Below are 19,885 nucleotides of genomic sequence, written 5' to 3'. Positions count from 1 at the left end.
CGATACTAGTTCGCTTCTGCCAATAATTTTTTACCTTTTTCGATCGCATCTTCAATGCTACCAACTAAGTTAAATGCAGCTTCTGGATACTCATCAACTTCACCATCCATGATCATGTTAAATCCTTTGATGGTATCTTTAATGTCAACCAATACACCTTTTAAGCCAGTAAATTGCTCAGCTACGTGGAAAGGTTGAGATAAGAAACGTTGAACACGACGAGCTCTTGATACCACTAATTTATCTTCTTCAGATAATTCGTCCATACCTAAGATCGCGATGATATCTTGTAATTCTTTGTAACGTTGTAAAGTTTCTTTAACACGTTGTGCAGTATTATAATGCTCGTCACCTAAAACCGCAGGAGAAAGGATACGTGAAGTAGAATCTAATGGATCTACCGCTGGGTAAATGCCTAGCTCAGCAATTTTACGCGAAAGTACTGTAGTAGCATCTAAGTGGGCAAAAGTTGTTGCCGGAGCCGGGTCAGTTAAATCATCCGCTGGTACATATACCGCTTGTACTGATGTAATTGATCCACGTTTTGTTGAAGTAATACGCTCTTGCATTAAACCCATCTCAGTTGCCAATGTTGGTTGGTAACCTACAGCTGATGGCATACGACCTAATAAAGCCGATACCTCAGAACCTGCCTGCGTAAAACGGAAGATGTTATCAACGAAGAAAAGGATGTCTTTTCCAGCGCCTTCGCCATCACCATCACGGAAATATTCTGCAACAGTTAATCCTGATAATGCTACACGTGCACGTGCACCAGGAGGCTCGTTCATTTGACCGAAAACCAATGTTGCTTTAGATTCTTTTAATTTTTCAGTATCAACAGCTTTCAGATCCCATCCACCTTTTTCCATTGAGTGTAAGAATTCGTCACCATAGTTGATTACACCTGACTCGATAAACTCACGAAGTAAATCGTTACCCTCACGAGTACGCTCACCAACACCTGCGAATACTGATAAACCAGCATAAGCTTTAGCGATGTTGTTTACCAACTCCATAATTAATACGGTTTTACCTACACCAGCACCACCGAATAAACCGATTTTACCACCTTTTGCATATGGCTCTAATAAATCGATAACTTTAATACCTGTAAAAAGTACCTCAGTTTCAGTTGATAAATCTTCGAACTTAGGAGGAGTAGCATGGATAGGACGACCATCAGTTTTATCAACTGTGTTGATACCATCAATCGCTTCACCAACTACATTAAATAAACGACCTTTAATTTGGTCGCCAACTGGCATTTTAATCGCAGCACCAGTATCAACTACGTCCATTCCACGAACTAAACCGTCTGTAGAGTCCATTGAGATTGCGCGTACACGATCTTCACCTAAGTGCTGTTGAACTTCTAAAACAATTTTTTGTCCATTTTCTTTCGTTATCTCTAACGCATCAAAAATTTTAGGTAGATGGGCATCATTAGCAAAGCTAACGTCAACCACAGGGCCGATAATTTGTGCTATTTTTCCTAAGTTAGGCATATCTGTTGTGAGTAAATTTATTACAGTCAATGAATTAAAGCTGTTTACAGGGGCTCCAATTCGGTTGGCAAAGTTAAGTTATTCTTACTTAATTTTAAATATATATTATAAATTTTTTCAACATGGTTTTTATAGATAATTTAGCGCTATAAATAAGGCATATGAAAACCATTTTAACAACAGGTAGCAACGGTCTTTTAGGGCAGAAATTAACTGAAAAAATTCTCGCCGAGGGCAGGGTAAAGCTTGTTGCCACTTCTAAAGGAACAAATCGCTATCCGGTAAAGGGTGGGTATGGATATGCAGAAATGGATATTTTAAATGCTGCTCAGGTTAGGGAAGTTATCGAAACATACAGCCCTGATGCCATTGTGCACACTGCAGCAATGACCAATGTTGATACTTGTGAAGCCAATAAAGCGCTTTGTCGCCAGTTAAATGTAGATGCAGTTCAAACGCTGATATCAATATGTGAAGAAAAAAATATTCAGCTTATTCATTTAAGCACCGATTTTGTTTTTGATGGTGCCGACGGACCATATAAAGAAGAAGATGCCGTTAATCCTGTAAGTTATTATGGCGAATCGAAAGTACTGGCAGAAGCGCTGTTGAAGAACTCAAAAGTAAACTGGGCAATTTTAAGAACAATATTGTTATATGGGATAAGTAGTGATATGAGCCGGAGCAATATCGTATTGTGGGCCAAAGCGGCATTAGAAAAAGCATCACCTATTAACGTAGTAAACGACCAGTGGCGCATGCCCACTTTGGCCGAAGATTTAGCTGAAGCCTGCCTGCTGGCTGTAGAAAAAAATGCAAAAGGAATTTATCACGTGTCGGGTAAAGATTACATGAGTATTGCAGATTTAGTGCGAAAAGTTGCCGATTATTGGGGGCTCGATCAATCTTTTATTAATGAAATAAGTTCTACAAGTTTAAACCAGATGGCTAATAGACCGGTTAGAACTGGTTTTATTTTGGGTAAGACCATTAAAGATTTAGATTACCGTCCACATAGTTTTGAAGAAGGCTTGGCCATTTTAGATCAGCAGATGAAAAAAGATAATTAGTTCACCGGTTATTATTTTATTGGGAGGATACAATACTAATAAGCTAATAGCCAATGAACTACTAAACCAATTAATATATTTAACCCATAAAAAATACATAATGGCATTACAAATTGGCGATAACGCCCCTGATTTCAAATTATACAGTTCAGATTTAACCGAAATTGCGCTTTCTGGTTTCAAAGGCAAAAAAGTTATTATTCACTTTTTCCCGATGGCTTTTACCGGAACATGTACAGAACAATTATGTACCATGCGCGATAATTTTAGCTATTACGAAGGGATAGATGCGCAGGTAATTGGCATTTCAGTTGATTCTCCGTTCTCTTTGGCTAAGTTTAAAGAAGCTCAAAGTTATCAGTTCCCTTTATTGTCTGATTTTAACAAAGAAGTGTCAGCAGCTTATGGTGCTTTTTATGATGAATTTGTGTTCGGATTGAAAGGTGTTTCCAAAAGAGCAGCTTTTGTGATCAATGAAGAAGGAAAAATCGCCCATGCAGAAGTTTTAGAAGATGCAAAGGATTTACCTGATTTTAAAGCAATTAATGATGCATTGAGCGCGTAAAGCTTATTCTGCAAAGAATTATTTTAAGATTTTTTTAAAATTTAATTGGAAATTAAAATATCAAATTATACCTTTGCAGTCCGTTAACGATACGGAAACGCATTTGTAGCTCAATTGGATAGAGCATCTCACTACGGATGAGAAGGTTTGGGGTTCGAATCCCTACAAGTGCACTTGAAGGGATGATTTTTAAATCATCCCTTTTTTTGTTTACAATAACCATATCTAAGTATCTCATTTTAAGATATTTGTCGGATAATAGATTCATTTATTATTGGCGAGATGAGGTCAATCGACAAAGGTTTATCCAGAGCGCAAATAATTTATATTTTAATAGGAAAGTTATTAAAATAGTTTGTAACCTTTTTAGGGAAAAAGTAGTCTACATTTAAAATACTCGACGTTGTGACGAAAACTATACTTGCCTTTTTCCTTTTTTGTTTTATTTCCATTTGTGCCTTTGCCCGGTCAGTTCCTAAAGCGATCGATAGCCTTATAGGGGCTTATGCAAAGTTGAATAAGTTTAACGGTAATATTGTCGTAATCAAATCAGGGGAAACGGTTTTCAATGACTCTTATGGGTTTAGAGACGTGGAAAAGGGTATTAAATGCAATGGCAATGAAATTTTCCAGTTAGCCTCTTTGAGCAAAACTTTCACTGCTGTACTGACCATGAAATTGATAGAAGAAGGAAAACTATCGCTCAACACCAGGATATCTGATTTTTTTCCGGTATTGCATCCCGAGCAAAAAATAACAGTAGCGCAGCTGCTTGGGCACACATCTGGAATTCGGGAAGTACTCGCTGATTCAGCCTTGCGTGAAAGGGTCTTTTCAGGTCTGAAAGCTGATCGTGAAGAACTATTGCAATATTTTTCATCACAGCCGCTGGAATTTACTCCGGGAAGTGAATTTTCATACAGTAATTCAGGTTATGATCTGCTCGGAATGATTATCGAAAAAGTTACCGGCATGCAGTATGGTGAGGCGGTAAGTAGAATGATATTCAGGCCGCTCGGCATGAGCAGTAGCGGTTATGATTATTCAAGGTTAAAAAGCGGGCTAAAGACTGTTGGTTATGAGTATCTTTCCTCTGGCCGCTTTGTAACAGCGAAGATCTGGGATGAAAGCTGGACTTATGCATCAGGTGGTCTTTACAGCGCGGTGGGTGATCTGGTAAAATGGAATGATGCGCTTAGGCACAATAAGGTTATTTCTTCGAGGTCTCTTGCTGAATGTTATACGCCAGGTAAGGACGATTATGGCTACGGTTGGTTCATAGATTCACTATACGAAAAAAAGATTGCCTATCATTCGGGGAATCTTGAGGGTGCAACAAGCTACTTTGCCCGGATACCACAGGATGATATCTGCATCATTATGCTTACCAATCAAACCAGTACCATTATTGAGTCTATTGGAGCTAAAATTATTGCCATCTTAAATAAAAAGCCTTATGCCCTTCCGAAGCCTAAACAGGAAATACTGGTTTCCACTAAAACTTTAACCAGTTATATCGGGAGCTATGATATATCGGGGAGTTACGCCACTTCGGTTGACCTTATTTCGGATAACCTTTATCTCAGTACTGCTAATGCTGTTCCGGTAAGGCTCTTTGCTGAAAGCCAGAATAGATTCTTTATTGCGGATTCAAATATGACCCTGACTTTCAATGTAGGCAAGGATGGGAAACTATCTTTAACGATTAAATCAGGTTTATCCACTAAAATTGGTGGTAGATTGGATTAGAGCACTATATTTTGTTATCCCTTTCGCGTTTGATTGTTTTCCTTTGGATTTGGCAATTCTTTTGGGTCCGGGTTCATGTATTTCGTTGAAAGTGGTTCCTCCCCGGTTTTGGTGGTTAAGTCGGCTTGAGTATCAATTTTTTTATAAGTAATTCTAAACTTGCTCTACCGTACATTAGTTGTCCACATGCACGGCTCGAAATGATCTTTATGGCGTTCTGTGAAAATTTTAAGTGGACACCCATCCGTGGGACAATGAAAAATGTCAGTTCAGTAATGCAGTAAATGCTTAAGTTTTTGGTCAGATTTAATAAAAATGTATAAGGATTGTTTGGTCAGCCCCCCTTAATATTTGAAGAAAATTCTGTTAAATACAAAAATGGCACAAGATTCTTCTTGGAAGAAGATAAATGTCATTAAAATAGCCCATTTTTAAATAAATCATCAATTTTAAATGGCATCTAAATTAATAATTATATATTTGCAGCCTTGAAAGTAAGCAATGTCTAATCCTATTAATCAGTGATTTGAATATTACTTTTAACGGAGCCATAGGAATAAGGCTTTTTTAATTTTTGAAGACAACCTAAACAACTTGAATGCTTAATTTAGTTCTCTTTGGCCCTCCAGGGGCGGGTAAAGGCACCCAATCTGAAAAGCTGATTGCAAAATATCAGTTGGTACATGTTTCAACAGGCGATCTTTTTAGAGCACACGTTAAAGGAGAAACAGAATTAGGAAAAAAAGTAAGTCAATTGTTAGCTGATGGAGAATTGGTTCCAGATGCCATTACAATTGCCATGCTTGAAGAAGAGGTAGATAAAAATCCTGATGCTAAAGGATTTGTGTTTGATGGATTTCCGCGTACCGTTCCACAAGCAATTGAGCTTGATTTATTTTTAGCGCGTAAAGGCAGTAAAATTGCTGGCGTAATTGCTTTAGATGTTGATCAGGAGGAGTTAACAAAACGTATTGCCGAACGTCATAAAACCAGCGGTCGCCCCGATGATGATGCTGAAAAATTGAAAAAGCGGATTTCAGAATACTTTGATAAAACCATCCACGTATTGCCTTATTATGAAGAGCAAGGAAAGTTGAACAAGGTAAACGGAATTGGTGAAATAGAAATAGTATATAATGATCTTTGCGCTGTAATCGATCAGTATAAGGTATAAAGTTCAAGTAGTGGATATAAAAGAAAAGGTTTTAATTAATTCCTGATCCAGTATTCAAAAACATAAAAAGAGTTATAATGTTAAAACGTTATAACTCTTTAATTTTAAAGGAATTGTTGTTTCGACGTTCCAGTATTAACATTTCAATATTAAAATATGTCACAGGGTTCGAATTTCGTAGATTATGTAAAAATTTGTTGCCGTTCTGGTAAGGGCGGGGCAGGTTCGGCACATTTGCATCGTGATATTTTAACCTCAATGGGCGGGCCCGATGGTGGTGATGGCGGTCGTGGCGGCCACATTATCGTTAAAGGTAGTATCCATATCTGGACATTATTACACCTTAAATACCGTAAGCACATTATTGCTGAAGATGGTGGCGCAGGCGGTAGTTCTCATAAATTCGGTAAACAAGGGAAAGATGAGATTTTGGAGGTTCCGCTTGGTACCATAGCAAAAGATGCTGAAACAGGAGAAATTCTTTTCGAAATTACCAAAGATGGCGAAACCAAAATATTAACAGCCGGCGGCCGTGGCGGTTTGGGTAATGCACACTTTAAAAACTCTGTTCAGCAAACACCTCGTTTTGCACAACCAGGCGAGCAGGGACAAGAGGTTTGGAACATTTTAGAATTAAAAGTTTTGGCCGATGTTGGTCTGGTTGGTTTCCCAAATGCAGGAAAATCTACTTTACTTTCAGTAGTTTCAGCTGCTAAGCCAGAAATTGCCGATTATCCTTTTACTACCATTGTTCCTAACCTGGGTATTGTGAGTTACAGGGGCGGAAAATCTTTTGTAATGGCCGATATTCCAGGAATTATCGAAGGTGCATCGAAAGGTAAAGGTTTAGGCTATCGCTTCTTACGCCATATTGAGCGAAATTCCGTATTGTTATTCATGGTCCCGGCCGATACAAGTCGTTCAATTAAAGAAGAATACGAAATCCTTAAAAGCGAACTTGAATCTTACAATCCTGAATTGATGCAGAAACCGCATGTTTTAGCCATTACCAAATCAGATATGTTAGATGAAGAACTGATGGAAGAAATGAAACAGGATCTGCCAAATATTCCATCTATATTTATTTCCTCAGTAGCTGAAAAAAATATTTTAGAACTGAAAGATATGCTTTGGAAAGCAATTGAAGGATAGGAAGTTCATCAGTTCATTAGCCGGTTGTTTATTGGTGCGAATTTCAACCAATGAAGCAATGACTAATGAACAATTAGATAGTTAAGCCCTTATCCGATCTACAGCCAAACCAATCCATTCTTTAAATAACATTTCCCATGTTCCTAATGCGCTGGCATCTGGAATAATGAAATCACTTAAGTCGAATTCAGTATCTCCAGAAAAATTGGTTGGATAATATTCAATTTTTTGTTTAGCCTGTTTATTAAAAATCAGTTTTGCCCTTGGAATGTGCCAGGCACTGGTAATGACCAAAACTTTAGCTTTAGGGGTACTTTTCGCAATGAGTGCCAGGCTGTACCTGGCATTTTCGACAGTATTTCTGCTTTGGTTTTCAATCAGAATTGCAGAATCAGGAATACCGATCAGCTTTAAGTACTTAATGGCTAAATCAGCCTCTTTTATTTTTCGGTCTACTAAATTTGCGCTCCCGCTACTAAGCAATATCTGCTTAATCTGTCCTTTTTTATAAAGTGCAATTGCCTGGAACAATCTATCCCCTGCCCAATTAAAAGCAATTTCATTATTTCGTTTATTTAAGCCCGAAAAGCCTCCTAATACTATTCCAACATCGTATTTCCCTATTTTTGGATAGCCGGCTTCGTAATTGTTTATAACTTTGCCAACGATTAAACCGTTGGAGAAAAAGATGAAAATAATTAGGGTAAGTATTAAGAATTGTCTTTTCCTTTTAGGATGTTTTGATGCGATTGCAAAAATCAAAAGCACAAAAATCCACACTATAGGTTTAATGAGGAAGAGCAAAATCTTCGAGAGGATAAAAATCATATGCAGATATTATCCTGTAAAACTAAGAAATTGTTTAAACGGTGAAAGGTTTTGGCATGTATTAATTAATGCATGCCAATAACCAATTCATGTCTTTTATATTTTTATCCCTGGCCTTCCTGTACCTGACCGTTTTCATGAGCGTTTTCTAAAATTTCCTTCACATCCGATTTACGTTTCTTAGTAACAGTATGTTTAAAATGTGGCACTTCATGCTCAACAATATCTTCTTCAATGGCTTCAACACCAAAAACTTTCTCTTTTAAAAGATTGTATTTGTCCTGAAATCCATAACGAAGATTTCTAGCCCCGCCCGCAATTTTTCCACGGGTACCTGCACCACTATCAGGGGCAAATAAAATACTAATTACTGCGCCCGCTGCTAAACCAGCCACTAAGGCTAGTGCTATTTTTGCACTGTTGTCCGATTCGTGCTTTAAGTATTTTCCGATTAACTTTCTGTATTTCATAACGTAGCATTTTAAAAAAGAACAAATGCCATCATATAATGTTTCGTAAAATCTAAACCAAATCGCAATAAAGCATAATATTTGGTAAGTTTAATATTTTAAATATCTAATAAATGGTAAAAGCAACAATAAACAGGGAACACTATGCGTGTTCGGTAACCAATGGTTCTCATGATATTATAGTAGACGAACCTTTAGACTTAGGTGGAACACATAAAGGTTTTGCCCCTAAGGGATTATTAATGGCCTCTTTGGCATCGTGTGTAGCCATTACCTTAAGGATGTATGCCGATAGAAAGGAGTGGCCTATCGATAAAATTGAGGTGGAAGTAAATATTGATACCGAAAACGGAGAAACCATATTTTTTGAAGAAATTGTATGTACTGGGATACTTACTGAAGAACAAAAAATCAGGTTGGAAGAAATTGCCGCAAAATGCCCGGTAAGTAAAATTTTAGCGTCCGGTCACGAAATCAGATCGAAGGTACTTTAATGGTAACGGTGCAAAACTCGTTTATACATTGACAAAAAGCTTTAATATCTTTGTCAAAACCCAAGCGTTCGCTGTGGTAAAAAAATAATTTATGCCTACCGAAATAAAATGCCCCAATTGTGCCCATGTTTTTCCGATGGAAGAAGCCATGGCCGAAGATTATAAGAAAGAGTTACGTGAGAAAGCGGCTGCTTATGCAAGGCAGAAAGATGATGAATATCAACGTAAACTGCAGGTTTTTGAATCAGAAAAACAACAGCAATTGAAAGCTTTTGATGCCAAACTTGCAGAAGAGAAAAGCAAGCTTAAGGATGATTTGGAGGAAAATCTGCGTAAAAGCATTTCGGCTGATTTTGAAACCAAACTGCAAATGTTGGAGGGCAACGCGAAAGATAATGCAGAAAAATTAAAGCTGGCCCGCGAAAAGGAACTTGAGTTTTTACGCCGCGAGGAAAGCCTTAAGGTAAAGGAAGAAGAAATGGAACTTGCCTTTCAACGTAAAATGCAAGAACAGCGTAACGAGCTGGTAGAACAGATCCGTAAGCAGGAGGCAGAAAAAAATAGTATTAAAGATACCGAACACCAATTGCGTTTAAAAGAATTAGAAAAACAGCTCGACGACCAGAAAAAATTGGCCGAAGAAATGAAACGTAAGGCTGAGCAGGGCAGTATGCAATTGCAGGGCGAAGTGCAGGAACTGATTTTGGAAGAATTACTCCGTACCAATTATCCTTTTGATTTAATTGAAGAAGTTGGCAAAGGAGTGCGTGGTGCAGATTGTGTACAGGTGGTACGCAACCAATTTGGACAAGAATGCGGTAAAATTATTTACGAAAGCAAGCGTACCAAAGATTTTGGTGGCGACTGGATCGAAAAACTGAAGAAAGATATGCGCAGTATGGGAATTGATGTAGCGGTAATCGTAAGTCAATGTTACCCAAAAGGCATGGATTGTTTCGGGCAGCGCGATGGGGTTTGGATCTGCTCTTTCGAAGAAGTAAATGCTGTAGCATACGTGTTGCGCGAAGGAATATTGCGCTTGGCAGGTGCAGTAAAATCGCAGGAAAACCGCGGAGAAAAAATGCACATGCTTTACGATTATTTAATGGGCGCAGAGTTTTCAGAGCAATGGAAAGCCATTAGAGAAGGTTTTATGAGCATGAAACTGTCCATACAACGCGAGCGTGATGCGATGGAACGCTTATGGAAAGCACGCGAAAAGCAGTTAGAAAAAGTATTGTTAAATGCGACCCATATCAGGGGTTCGATAGAAGGTATTGCCGGTAGCGATAGTGTGCAGCTGAGCTTAACCGATGAGGATGATGATACGTTGCTTTTAGAGTAACTTGCAGTACGTCATCCTGTCCCGATTTTTATAACGTATAGTCGTCCTGAACTTGTTTCAGGATCTATTTGAATGGACTGACGGTGCTCATTGCCATGTGTGGAGTGGAAACCGCCAGTTCTAATGTATATAAATAGTAACAACAAAAAATAAATGATAACATGAATAAGAAACCTAACCAATCCTTTAACCGCTCTGGAATCCTTACTTTACTATGCACGTTGCTATTTTTCGGGAATGTTTTCGGGAACGTTCCCGAAAAAGATTTAAAGTCGCCGGATGGCAACCTGTTGGCCAGCTTTGCTTTGGCTGAAGGGGGGGTACCTACCTATAGCTTAAAGTACAAAGGAAAAGACGTTATTAAAACCAGCAAGTTGGGGCTTGAACTTAAAGATGGTAAATCGTTCCTGAATGGTTTCACTATTACTGATACCAAAACGCGCACTTTTAACGAAACCTGGAAACCGGTTTGGGGCGAGGTTAAAGAAATTGTAAATCATTATAACGAATTGGCGGTAACGCTAACCCAAAAAGAAAGCAACCGTTATATTATTGTACGTTTCCGCCTTTTTAATGATGGTTTAGGCTTTAGATACGAATTTCCAGAGCAAAAAAACTTAGATTACTTCGTAATTAAAGAAGAGAAAACCCAGTTTGCCTTAGCAGGCGATCATAAAGCATTTTGGCTTCCGGGTGATTATGATACACAGGAATACAGTACGGTAACCTCAAACTTATCAGAAGTACGCGGTAAAATGAAGGCTGCGGTTACACCAAATGCTTCACAAACTACTTTTTCGCCAACGGGCTTACAAACACCTTTGATGATGAAGAGTAAAGATGGTTTATACATCAATATCCATGAAGCGGCACTGATCAACTACTCTTTAATGTCGTTAAATCTCGACGATAAAAATATGGTGTTAGAATCGTGGCTAACGCCTGATGCAGTTGGCGATAAAGGTTATATGCAAGCGCCTTGTTTATCGCCCTGGAGAACCATTATTGTAAGCGATAAAGCAGGTGACATTTTAACCTCAAAGCTAACCTATAACTTAAATGAACCAACAAAATTTAAAGATGTATCGTGGATAAAACCAACCAAGTATGTAGGTGTTTGGTGGGAAATGATTACAGGTAAAAGTACCTGGGCCTATAATGATTTAACCAGTGTGCAATTAGGGATAACCGATTATGCCAAAACAAAACCTAACGGAAAACATGCTGCAAATACGGCACATGTAAAAGAATACATCGATTTTGCTGCTAAAAACGGATTGGACGCTGTTTTAGTTGAAGGCTGGAACGAAGGCTGGGAAGATTGGTTCGGTAAAACAAAAGATTATGTGTTTGATTTTGTAACGCCCTATCCCGATTTCGATGTAAAAGAACTGCACCGTTACGCTGCAAGCAAAGGCATTAAAATGATTATGCACCATGAAACTTCTTCGTCGGTACGTAATTATGAGCGCCATTTAGATACCGCTTATAAATTTATGAAAGCCAATGGTTACGATGCCGTTAAAAGCGGTTATGTAGGCAACATGATCCCAAGGGGAGAGCATCATTATGGCCAATGGTTAAATAACCATTACCTGTATGCCATCCAAAAAGCAGCTGATTATAAAATTATGGTGAATGCACATGAAGCTGTTCGCCCAACAGGCCTGGCGCGTACTTATCCGAACTTAATTGGAAACGAATCGGCAAGGGGAACAGAATACGAAGCTTTTGGGGGCAATAATGCCGATCATACTACAATTTTGCCATTTACACGTTTAATTGGTGGTCCGATGGATTATACGCCAGGTATTTTTGAAACTAAAGTAAGTGTTTATAACCCCGAAAATACTTCTTTTGTGCACAGCACATTGGCCCGCCAGCTGGCACTTTATGTTACCATGTATAGTCCTTTGCAAATGGCTGCCGATTTACCTGAAACGTATAATAAGTATATGGATGCTTTTCAGTTTATTAAAGATGTGGCAGTAGATTGGGACGATACCAAAGTTCTAGAAGCAGAGCCAGGCGATTATATCACTTTTGCGCGTAAGGCAAAAGGTAAAAACAACTGGTTTGTTGGCCGTACCAATGATGAAGTGGCGCGGACATCTAAGATCGATTTCAGCTTTTTAGATCCCGGGAAAAAATATACTGCAACCATTTATGCCGATGCAAAAGATGCCCATTACGAAACAAACCCTAAAGCCTATACTGTCCGTAAAATGGAGGTAACCAGTAAAACTAAATTAACGCAGTATTGCGCACCGGGTGGCGGATATGCGATAAGTATTATGGCGAAATAAATTAAGTTGGTGGTGCCAATTGTTACCAACTGACACTGCTTCTAGCCGTAGCGTCCCGCTGCGGCTTTTTTTATTGTTTTTGCCACGGATGTACACGGAGTAAGAATTTATTTCAGTATCTATCATGCTGATCAGATCCTGAGATGAACTCAGGATGAAGACCGCTGGGAGAATTTCTTATTTGTGATGTCAGTTGTTGCCAACTGACACTGATTCTAGCCGTAGCGCCTCGCTGCGGCTTTTTTATTGTTTTTTGCCACGGATGTACACGGATAAACACGGAGTAAGAATTTATTTCAGTATCTATCATGCTGATCAAATCCTGAAATGAACTCAGGATGACGACCGATTGGAGAATTTCTTATTTGTGGTGTCAGTTGTTGCCAACTGACAATAAGCTAAATCCATCAGTCAGATGGTAACATCTGACTGCACCGGAATTCCAATTTTATACTGAACTTGCTTCAATATTTATCATGTAATTTAGATCCTGAAATGAACTCAGGATGACGGCCGCTGGGAGAATTCTTGTTTGTGGTGTCAGTTGTTACCAACTGACACTTGATCAGGTGCCATTATTATTGTATCGAGTCGCCTTAACAGATCATAACAGCTGACTGCAGGAAAATAGCTTATTTTATAATATCTTAGCAAACACATTAAAACCAAGCAATTTTTAACAAATATTACCATGCCCAGAACCAAAAACCATATCGAACTTCAATTTTTAAGCGAACCCTCTGACGTTAATTATGGCGGTAAGGTACATGGTGGGATGATGATGAAATGGATTGATCAGGCTGCTTTTGCCTGTGCTTTACAATGGAGCCAAACTTATTGTGTAACGGTTTATGTTGGTGGTATCCGCTTTTTTCATCCTGTTCATATCGGCCACTTAGTTAAAATGGAAGCCCGCATTATTTACACGGGTAAAACCAGTATGCATATTGCAGTAGATGCTTTTTCGAAACCCGTAGGGCAGACCGATTTTGTTAAAAATACACACTGTATTATTGTTTTTGTGGCCGTTGACGACGATGGACAACCGAAGGCAATCCCAGCTTTTAAGCCCAAAACCGAAAAAGAAATTGCCATGCATGGTTACGCCATTAAATTAATGGAATTGCGTAAAAGCATCGATAAGGAAATGGAGCCGTATATCGTATAGCGCTGGGCGAGTATTGCTATAGTTGTCTATCTTCCAAATTTCTCTGTGTCCTCTGCGTAAAACTTTGTGCTCTTTGCGGTTAAAAGGAAATAGAACCTACTCCAAAACAGGCAAGCTGAAACAAAACTTGCTGCCTTCGCCAATAGCGCTTACTACCCATATTTTTCCATTTTCGGCTTCGATAAAATCTTTCGAAATGGCAAGACCCAATCCTGATCCCGATTTATTCTGACCATCGGTTGGTACCTGGAAATACCTGTCGAATAATCTTTTCTGGTATTTTTCGTCAATACCTTTTCCAAAATCGCGCACAGAGAATTCGATAAAATTATCTTTTTGGAAAACATCGATAATTACTTTTGATTTTTCCGAACTGTACCGCAATGCATTAGATAAAAAGTTAACCAGTACCCAGGCTGTTTTTTGGATATCGGCATTCACATTAGGTAAATTCTGGTCGCAGTTTAGCACCAATTGAATTGATTTTTGTTCAGCCTGAAATTTAACGGCATCAACGGCATAACTTACAATTTCTTCAGGTTTGGTTATGGCAAAAGTGAGTTTTAAATTGCCGGTTTCTACTTGCGAAAGATCTAAAAGTTCGCTGGTTATTTTTAGCAGCCTGTCGCTATCCTCTTTGATGTGGTTGAGCAGCTCATGCTGTTCTTCGTTCATGGCACCAACACGCTCATCGTTTAGCAGTTTCAGGCTCATTTTGATAGATGATAGGGGTGTTTTTAACTCGTGCGAAACCGTAGCGATAAAATTTGTTTTGGCTTCATCGAGCTCTTTAAACTGCGTAATATTTTTTAAGGTGTAAACGCTTCCGGCAGATTTAGAAGAGGCAATTAAAGTGTTTTCGTCTTGCTCTTCATAATTTGGGATGATGATCTCGCGGTTTTCCAACAGGAAATAAGATTCTTTATCATCAGCATAAATTTTTAAAGTATTATCATCTGTTTCGGGTTTAATGATCCGTTTAAGCAACTCGTTTTTTTGCATCAGTTCGGCCACGTTTTGACCAATAACCTTATCTTCATCTAGGCTCATCAGTTTTGCAGCCAAATGATTTAGAAAGAGTACTTCTCCCTTTTCATTTAAGCCGATTATGGCATCCTGCATTTGTGCTATAATGGCTTCGATACGCGATTTTTCGGATTTAATTTTAGATAAGTTGCTGTTTTCCCATTCGTTTAGTTTAACCACCATCCCGTTAAAGGAATCTGCCAGTTCTGTAAACTCATCCTCGTTTTCGAAGTGCAGGCGCTGTTTATAGTTTTTACGACTGATCTGTTTAATCGCTGAACTAAATTCGGCGAGCGGGTTGGCCACAAAACCAGGGAAGTTTACAATGAATGTAAAAAGGATAATAAAACTCAGGGTAGCGGCAATCATGATGTAGAGGTTTGCCCTTGATGAGGTTTCATTAGCCAGTTCATTTTTATCGTAAATGGCTTTCATATTTACCTGTTCGATATTTTGCAGCGCAACGCGTAAATTTTTGATGCTATTTTCTTTATTGGCTGATGATGGTGAGTTGTTCAGCATGCTAAAAGCCGCTTCTAATTTCTGGAAAGCCACTTTCTCGCCAGGTTCGGTAATGTTTAACCCTTCGTTTTTCAAATTTTTAATAAATACAGCCAGTTGAGTACTGCTTAATGGAAATTGGTTCTGATCGATTACATTGCGCATAGCGGCCACATACTTTAGCGATTTGTAGTTGTCTTTAAGGATTACCTTCGATTTATCGGAAAGCTCGTTTAAGAAAAAGAGCGCGATTAACCCGAAGGATAAAACAATTATAAAGAGAAACCCGAATCCGAGGCGGAGCTTGGTTTTTATTTTCATCTGTTTATGTTTTTTTTAATGGGTGATGAAGCTATCATGATTTGCTTATTTTATTGTGTGATATTTGAAAATCATTGATGGTTTCATGACTTTTTTAGTTTAACCGCAAAGGGAGGAGAGGTTTTTGCTATTAACGCAAAGCAATTTCTCTCTTTTTTGTGGTAAAAATAGGTTATAATTAAATCTGTTTCCTGATCAACTAAATTATATAATAAAGGTTAAATAAATAGCATCTGTTAGCCTGTAGTCAATAGCTATGCCAGTAGATTGAGGGTGTTGTTTAAGTTGTTGTTTTTTAGATTGATAGGATGTTTTTGTAGCTGTGTTAAGCAAAAAAACCTTTTCATTTTGGAAGGGTTTTTATCATTTTGAACCATTGCTTCTGAAGGTTTAGTGCGCTGTTTTTACGTTCCTAAACCTGATTGACGTGGAAAGCCCGCAGCGCTGGAGGACTTGTAACAGATATGAGCAGGAGTGACGCTCATATGAAATACAGGTATTGCTTTTCCAAACAAAAAATGAGCTTTTGTTTTTTGGAAAGCAGATTTGGCAGCATTTAGGTTAATGCATTCCCGCTGTCCGCTTTACTGCGTGCCGCTTCCATCGGGTTTAGGTGGCACGGTCTGTACTAAGATTCGGGGCTGCAAGATTATGAAAGAAATCTTTTATAATAATGGACTATTTTTTCTGGAAGTTTAAACCATTGTTTTTTGTTCCCTAAACCTGATTGACGTGGAAAGCCCGCAGCGCAGCGAGGACTTGGAATGAAAAGCAGGAGTGACGCTCATATGAAATGCAGGCTTTGCTTTTCAAAAAAAAGAATAGATTTTTTGTTTTTTTCGGAAAGCAGTTTACGGAGCGTTTTGGATCATGTATTCCCGCTGTCCGCTTTACTGCGTGCCGCTTCCATCGGGTTTAGGTGGCGCGGTCTGTACTAAGATTTGGGGTTGCAGGCTGCAGAAAAATGAATGAAGACTAGAATTTAATAAACTTCTCGATCTGCTCATTGGTAAATTTAATTGTATCTGGCTGGCTTAGGTTACCCGCTGCATCAAACTCGGTTTTAATATTCGGAATGTGCAAACGTAAGGGTAAAATATGCAGATGAATATAATGGCAAACGCCCGTGAAATGATCAACCCCGCGGATGTTACCATATTTACCAGAAGAAATTCCGACCAAAGCAGCTTTTTTATCATAAAAGCTATCGGGGAAATTACAGGCATCTATTAACACTTTTAATACGCCTGGGTAGCTTCCATTGTACTCTGGCATGATAAATAAAAACTTTTCGGTGTTATTGATCATGTTCTGGATTTCCTGAAAAGCTTCTGATCTTTTGCCGTACATATCCGTGTTCAGAACATCTGCAGGCAGGTGCTCCAGGCTGAACAAACTGGCATCAGCTCCTTTTTCTTTTAGTTGCCTTTGGTAATATTTGGCAACTTTTAGCGTATTGCTATTGGGCCTATTGGTAGCGGCTATAATTGTGATCATGGATAATTGTTAATAAGATGTGTAAAACCCAAACATGCTTCTTGCTAAAATTGCCATATAGTTTGTATCTTAGCTGATTGTGAAAAAGGCCGTAAACAACGCAAAAATAGAACTTTTTGCCAATTAAAACGCATAAATAACACAGCCCAAATAAACGTTAAGTAAATTTCGGATACATAGATGAGCAAAATTATTGCATTAGCAAATCAAAAAGGTGGTGTTGGTAAAACAACTTCATCTATAAACCTGGCTGCGAGTTTGGCCGTACTAGAATACAAAACTTTACTGGTTGATGCTGATCCTCAGGCAAATTCGACTTCAGGTATCGGTTTCGATCCCCGGAATATTAAAGATAGTATTTATGAGTGTATCATTAATGATATCGATCCTTTACAGGCCATCCAAAAAACGGATACACCAAATTTAGACTTACTGCCTGCGCACATCGATCTCGTTGGTGCAGAAATCGAGATGATTAACCTGAATAACCGCGAGTACAAAATGAAAGCGGTTTTGGAGAAAATCAAAGATCAGTATGATTTTATTATCATCGATTGTTCACCATCTTTAGGTTTAATCACCATTAATGCTTTAACAGCGGCCGATTCGGTTATTATTCCCGTTCAGTGTGAGTATTTCGCGCTTGAAGGTTTGGGTAAATTATTAAATACTATCAAAATTGTTCAGAACCGTTTAAACCCTGATCTGGAAATTGAAGGTATTTTACTAACCATGTACGATGTGCGTTTACGTTTATCAAACCAGGTAGTAGAAGAGGTAAAAACACATTTCCACGAACTGGTTTTCGATACCATTATTCAGCGTAATACGCGTTTAAGTGAGGCGCCTAGTTATGGCGTTTCGGTAATTATGCACGATGCGAATTGCAAAGGCGCCATTAATTACCTAAACCTTGCCCGCGAAATTGTAAAGAAAAACGGCCTTTTAAAGGAAGAAGAAAACATAGGAACAGCAACTTTATAAATTATAGATGACATCTTTTCAGCGAAAAACAGGTTTAGGAAGAGGGTTAAGTGCGCTTTTAGATGATAGCGAATCTTCTCATCCGCCGAAACAGCAGGTAAATGCTGTGAGCGAAACCGAGCAGATTGGCAATATCAGTCATGTAAGTTTAACTGAAGTTGAAACCAATCCATACCAGCCCCGTACCGAATTTGACCAGGTAGCTTTAAACGAGCTTGCCGATTCGATCAAGGTACAAGGTTTAATACAGCCCATTACGGTTAGAAAACTGGCTGCAAATAAATATCAGCTCATTTCGGGTGAGCGTAGGTTCAGGGCTTCGAAACTGGCTGGTTTAACACAAATCCCTGCTTACATCCGTAGTGCCAACGACCAACAGATGTTGGAAATGGCCTTAATCGAAAATATTCAGCGCGAAAATTTAAATGCCATTGAAGTAGCATTGAGTTTCCAAAGGATGATTGATGAGGTAGGTTTAAAACAGGAACAATTAGGCGAGCGTGTAGGGAAAAACCGTACCACGGTAACCAATTACCTGCGTTTGTTAAAACTTCCGCCAGCCATTCAGGCTTCCATCCGCGATCAGAAAATTAGCATGGGGCATGCAAGAGCCTTAATTAATGTTGATGGTGTAGACAAACAATTGTTTATCCACCAGGAAATTTTAGAAAAAGGATTATCGGTACGCAAGGTAGAAGAGCTTGTACGTAATCTGCAGCATGTACCTTTAAAAGGCAGTGAAAAATCAAAAGAAAAAGCTGTTTCTTTTCAATATCAAAAATTACAGGACGATCTGGCCTCTAAATTTGCTACCCGCGTAAAGTTAAAAGTAAGTCAGAACGGTAAAGGGGCTATAGAAATTCCTTTTATGAGTGATGACGACTTAAACCGAATTTTAGAGTTATTAGACTGGTAATGCAAAAGACTAAGCTTTTAATACTGGTTGCTGCATTTACATTTTTTCTTGTAAACTTAGCCTCGGCGCAGGTTAAGGATACGGTATTAAAACCTGCTGATACTTCGAAAATTAAATTATCTAAATCGTTAGATACGGCGGCTAAAAAACCGATGACCAGAAAGGATTCGATGAAAGCCAAATATGTTAACCCGGGTAAGGTTGCCGGTAGAAAAGCTGTTTTCAGATCGATGATTATACCAGGGTGGGGGCAATTGTACAATATGCAATTGCTAAACGATGGTTATGGTACAAGAGCAGGAAAAAGTCAGTTTTTTCAAAAGCTGTATACCGGCGGCAAAATTGCGGCTATTTATGGTGGGATAACCGTGCTAACCATGTCGTACATCGAAAGTAGCAAACAATATAATCTTTACTTGACAGAACTGCAGTATCGCAACGATCACAATGATAAACCAAATCCGGATGGCCCATTTGTAAACGCAGACAAGGTAACTACAAGGTATTCTACACAAGGAATAACAACCGGTAAAGATACCTATAGAAGAAATAAACAGATTGTATTGTTCTCTTACGGTTTGGTTTATTTTGCTAATATAGTTGATGCCTATGTTGCAGCCCGTTTGCATTTCTTCAATATTGATGATAACCTTTCTTTTAAGGTAATGCCATCTATAATTAATACCAATTCAATGTATGGTTTCAATGCAACGCCTGCATTAAAAGTATCACTGACATTTTAATGCCGAAAACCACCATGATACTCAATATTAGGAGAAACATTTTAAATGGTGATGAGCTGCCAATTAAC

Annotated in this window: 17 protein-coding genes and 1 tRNA gene; 13 read left to right on the top strand and 5 right to left on the bottom strand. The window is 38.6% G+C overall.

The features are described from left to right. Positions 1–5 precede the first annotated feature (5 nt). Complete coding sequence (gene atpD / locus AC1RJ8_RS18115) at positions 6–1,508, bottom strand: F0F1 ATP synthase subunit beta (RefSeq protein WP_029276465.1); 1,503 nt, start codon at positions 1,506–1,508, stop codon at positions 6–8. Between the two features lie 161 nt (positions 1,509–1,669). Between atpD and AC1RJ8_RS18110 the strand changes: the two genes are divergently transcribed. The 6 genes from AC1RJ8_RS18110 (at position 1,670) to obgE (ending at position 7,218) form a co-directional block, all read left to right on the top strand. After that, positions 1,670–2,578 carry an SDR family oxidoreductase gene (locus AC1RJ8_RS18110; RefSeq protein WP_492954810.1) on the top strand — a complete coding sequence of 303 codons (909 nt, stop codon included), beginning with the start codon at positions 1,670–1,672 and terminating at the stop codon, positions 2,576–2,578. A 100-nt stretch (positions 2,579–2,678) separates the two neighbouring features. Next, positions 2,679–3,143 carry a redoxin domain-containing protein gene (locus AC1RJ8_RS18105; RefSeq protein WP_492954811.1) on the top strand — a complete coding sequence of 155 codons (465 nt, stop codon included), beginning with the start codon at positions 2,679–2,681 and terminating at the stop codon, positions 3,141–3,143. A 99-nt stretch (positions 3,144–3,242) separates the two neighbouring features. Beyond that, a tRNA-Arg gene (locus tag AC1RJ8_RS18100) sits at positions 3,243–3,316 on the top strand. 232 nt (positions 3,317–3,548) lie between these two features. Further along, complete coding sequence (locus AC1RJ8_RS18095; RefSeq protein WP_492954812.1) at positions 3,549–4,892, top strand: serine hydrolase domain-containing protein; 1,344 nt, start codon at positions 3,549–3,551, stop codon at positions 4,890–4,892. Positions 4,893–5,490: 598 nt separating this feature from the next. Continuing rightward, entirely contained in the window at positions 5,491–6,066 is a 576-nt protein-coding gene (locus tag AC1RJ8_RS18090; protein WP_492954813.1) for an adenylate kinase, read from the top strand. 156 nt (positions 6,067–6,222) lie between these two features. Beyond that, a complete protein-coding gene (gene obgE / locus AC1RJ8_RS18085; protein ID WP_029277724.1) occupies positions 6,223–7,218 on the top strand; it encodes a GTPase ObgE in 996 nt (331 codons plus the stop codon). A gap of 81 nt (positions 7,219–7,299) precedes the next feature. Here the strand turns inward: obgE and AC1RJ8_RS18080 are convergent, their stop codons facing one another. After that, positions 7,300–8,046 carry a YdcF family protein gene (locus AC1RJ8_RS18080; RefSeq protein ID WP_492954814.1) on the bottom strand — a complete coding sequence of 249 codons (747 nt, stop codon included), beginning with the start codon at positions 8,044–8,046 and terminating at the stop codon, positions 7,300–7,302. Positions 8,047–8,150: 104 nt separating this feature from the next. Next, positions 8,151–8,516, bottom strand: coding sequence for a YtxH domain-containing protein (locus AC1RJ8_RS18075; RefSeq protein WP_426325679.1), 366 nt, complete (start codon positions 8,514–8,516; stop codon positions 8,151–8,153). 113 nt (positions 8,517–8,629) lie between these two features. On the opposite strand from AC1RJ8_RS18075, the gene AC1RJ8_RS18070 reads away from it, so the two are divergent. From AC1RJ8_RS18070 to AC1RJ8_RS18055, 4 genes are all read left to right on the top strand, one after another. Continuing rightward, positions 8,630–9,010: an OsmC family protein gene (locus AC1RJ8_RS18070; protein ID WP_492954815.1), complete on the top strand. Its 381-nt coding sequence runs from the start codon at positions 8,630–8,632 to the stop codon at positions 9,008–9,010. A 91-nt stretch (positions 9,011–9,101) separates the two neighbouring features. Beyond that, entirely contained in the window at positions 9,102–10,355 is a 1,254-nt protein-coding gene (locus AC1RJ8_RS18065; protein WP_492954816.1) for a DUF2130 domain-containing protein, read from the top strand. 161 nt (positions 10,356–10,516) lie between these two features. Next, positions 10,517–12,661, top strand: coding sequence for a glycoside hydrolase family 97 protein (locus AC1RJ8_RS18060; protein ID WP_492954817.1), 2,145 nt, complete (start codon positions 10,517–10,519; stop codon positions 12,659–12,661). Positions 12,662–13,352: 691 nt separating this feature from the next. Next, positions 13,353–13,829: an acyl-CoA thioesterase gene (locus tag AC1RJ8_RS18055; protein ID WP_116251707.1), complete on the top strand. Its 477-nt coding sequence runs from the start codon at positions 13,353–13,355 to the stop codon at positions 13,827–13,829. 96 nt (positions 13,830–13,925) lie between these two features. Here the strand turns inward: AC1RJ8_RS18055 and AC1RJ8_RS18050 are convergent, their stop codons facing one another. Together AC1RJ8_RS18050 and AC1RJ8_RS18045 are read right to left on the bottom strand one after the other, a co-directional pair. Further along, positions 13,926–15,677 carry a HAMP domain-containing sensor histidine kinase gene (locus AC1RJ8_RS18050; RefSeq protein WP_492954818.1) on the bottom strand — a complete coding sequence of 584 codons (1,752 nt, stop codon included), beginning with the start codon at positions 15,675–15,677 and terminating at the stop codon, positions 13,926–13,928. A gap of 975 nt (positions 15,678–16,652) precedes the next feature. Next, positions 16,653–17,174, bottom strand: coding sequence for an NADPH-dependent FMN reductase (locus AC1RJ8_RS18045; RefSeq protein WP_492954819.1), 522 nt, complete (start codon positions 17,172–17,174; stop codon positions 16,653–16,655). A 180-nt stretch (positions 17,175–17,354) separates the two neighbouring features. Here AC1RJ8_RS18045 and AC1RJ8_RS18040 point away from each other — a divergent pair, with 180 nt between their 5' ends. The 3 genes from AC1RJ8_RS18040 to AC1RJ8_RS18030 are packed head-to-tail and all read left to right on the top strand — an operon-like array spanning position 17,355 to position 19,817. Next, positions 17,355–18,158, top strand: coding sequence for a ParA family protein (locus AC1RJ8_RS18040; protein ID WP_029280114.1), 804 nt, complete (start codon positions 17,355–17,357; stop codon positions 18,156–18,158). Positions 18,159–18,165: 7 nt separating this feature from the next. Continuing rightward, positions 18,166–19,074, top strand: coding sequence for a ParB/RepB/Spo0J family partition protein (locus AC1RJ8_RS18035; RefSeq protein WP_492954820.1), 909 nt, complete (start codon positions 18,166–18,168; stop codon positions 19,072–19,074). Further along, positions 19,074–19,817: a DUF5683 domain-containing protein gene (locus tag AC1RJ8_RS18030; protein ID WP_492954821.1), complete on the top strand. Its 744-nt coding sequence runs from the start codon at positions 19,074–19,076 to the stop codon at positions 19,815–19,817. Before AC1RJ8_RS18035 ends, AC1RJ8_RS18030 begins: the two co-directional genes overlap by 1 nt. Positions 19,818–19,885 lie beyond the last annotated feature (68 nt).

It is taken from the genome of Pedobacter sp. GW822-FHT03F06 (assembly GCF_058801365.1).
Note: the sequence above shows the minus strand (reverse complement) of the source record. Positions and strands in the feature narration are given on the sequence as shown.

What these genes read in the sequence shown, in the direction of transcription:
- AC1RJ8_RS18035 (WP_492954820.1), top strand. Translation starts at nt 18,166, where the DNA reads ATGACATCTTTTCAGCGAAAAACAGGTTTAGGAAGAGGGTTAAGTGCG.
- AC1RJ8_RS18110 (WP_492954810.1), top strand. Translation starts at nt 1,670, where the DNA reads ATGAAAACCATTTTAACAACAGGTAGCAACGGTCTTTTAGGGCAGAAA.
- AC1RJ8_RS18050 (WP_492954818.1), bottom strand. Translation starts at nt 15,677, where the DNA reads ATGAAAATAAAAACCAAGCTCCGCCTCGGATTCGGGTTTCTCTTTATA.
- AC1RJ8_RS18055 (WP_116251707.1), top strand. Translation starts at nt 13,353, where the DNA reads ATGCCCAGAACCAAAAACCATATCGAACTTCAATTTTTAAGCGAACCC.
- AC1RJ8_RS18075 (WP_426325679.1), bottom strand. Translation starts at nt 8,516, where the DNA reads ATGAAATACAGAAAGTTAATCGGAAAATACTTAAAGCACGAATCGGAC.
- AC1RJ8_RS18060 (WP_492954817.1), top strand. Translation starts at nt 10,517, where the DNA reads ATGAATAAGAAACCTAACCAATCCTTTAACCGCTCTGGAATCCTTACT.
- AC1RJ8_RS18105 (WP_492954811.1), top strand. Translation starts at nt 2,679, where the DNA reads ATGGCATTACAAATTGGCGATAACGCCCCTGATTTCAAATTATACAGT.
- AC1RJ8_RS18065 (WP_492954816.1), top strand. Translation starts at nt 9,102, where the DNA reads ATGCCTACCGAAATAAAATGCCCCAATTGTGCCCATGTTTTTCCGATG.
- AC1RJ8_RS18045 (WP_492954819.1), bottom strand. Translation starts at nt 17,174, where the DNA reads ATGATCACAATTATAGCCGCTACCAATAGGCCCAATAGCAATACGCTA.
- AC1RJ8_RS18080 (WP_492954814.1), bottom strand. Translation starts at nt 8,046, where the DNA reads ATGATTTTTATCCTCTCGAAGATTTTGCTCTTCCTCATTAAACCTATA.
- AC1RJ8_RS18070 (WP_492954815.1), top strand. Translation starts at nt 8,630, where the DNA reads ATGGTAAAAGCAACAATAAACAGGGAACACTATGCGTGTTCGGTAACC.
- AC1RJ8_RS18040 (WP_029280114.1), top strand. Translation starts at nt 17,355, where the DNA reads ATGAGCAAAATTATTGCATTAGCAAATCAAAAAGGTGGTGTTGGTAAA.
- AC1RJ8_RS18030 (WP_492954821.1), top strand. Translation starts at nt 19,074, where the DNA reads ATGCAAAAGACTAAGCTTTTAATACTGGTTGCTGCATTTACATTTTTT.
- atpD (WP_029276465.1), bottom strand. Translation starts at nt 1,508, where the DNA reads ATGCCTAACTTAGGAAAAATAGCACAAATTATCGGCCCTGTGGTTGAC.
- AC1RJ8_RS18090 (WP_492954813.1), top strand. Translation starts at nt 5,491, where the DNA reads ATGCTTAATTTAGTTCTCTTTGGCCCTCCAGGGGCGGGTAAAGGCACC.
- obgE (WP_029277724.1), top strand. Translation starts at nt 6,223, where the DNA reads ATGTCACAGGGTTCGAATTTCGTAGATTATGTAAAAATTTGTTGCCGT.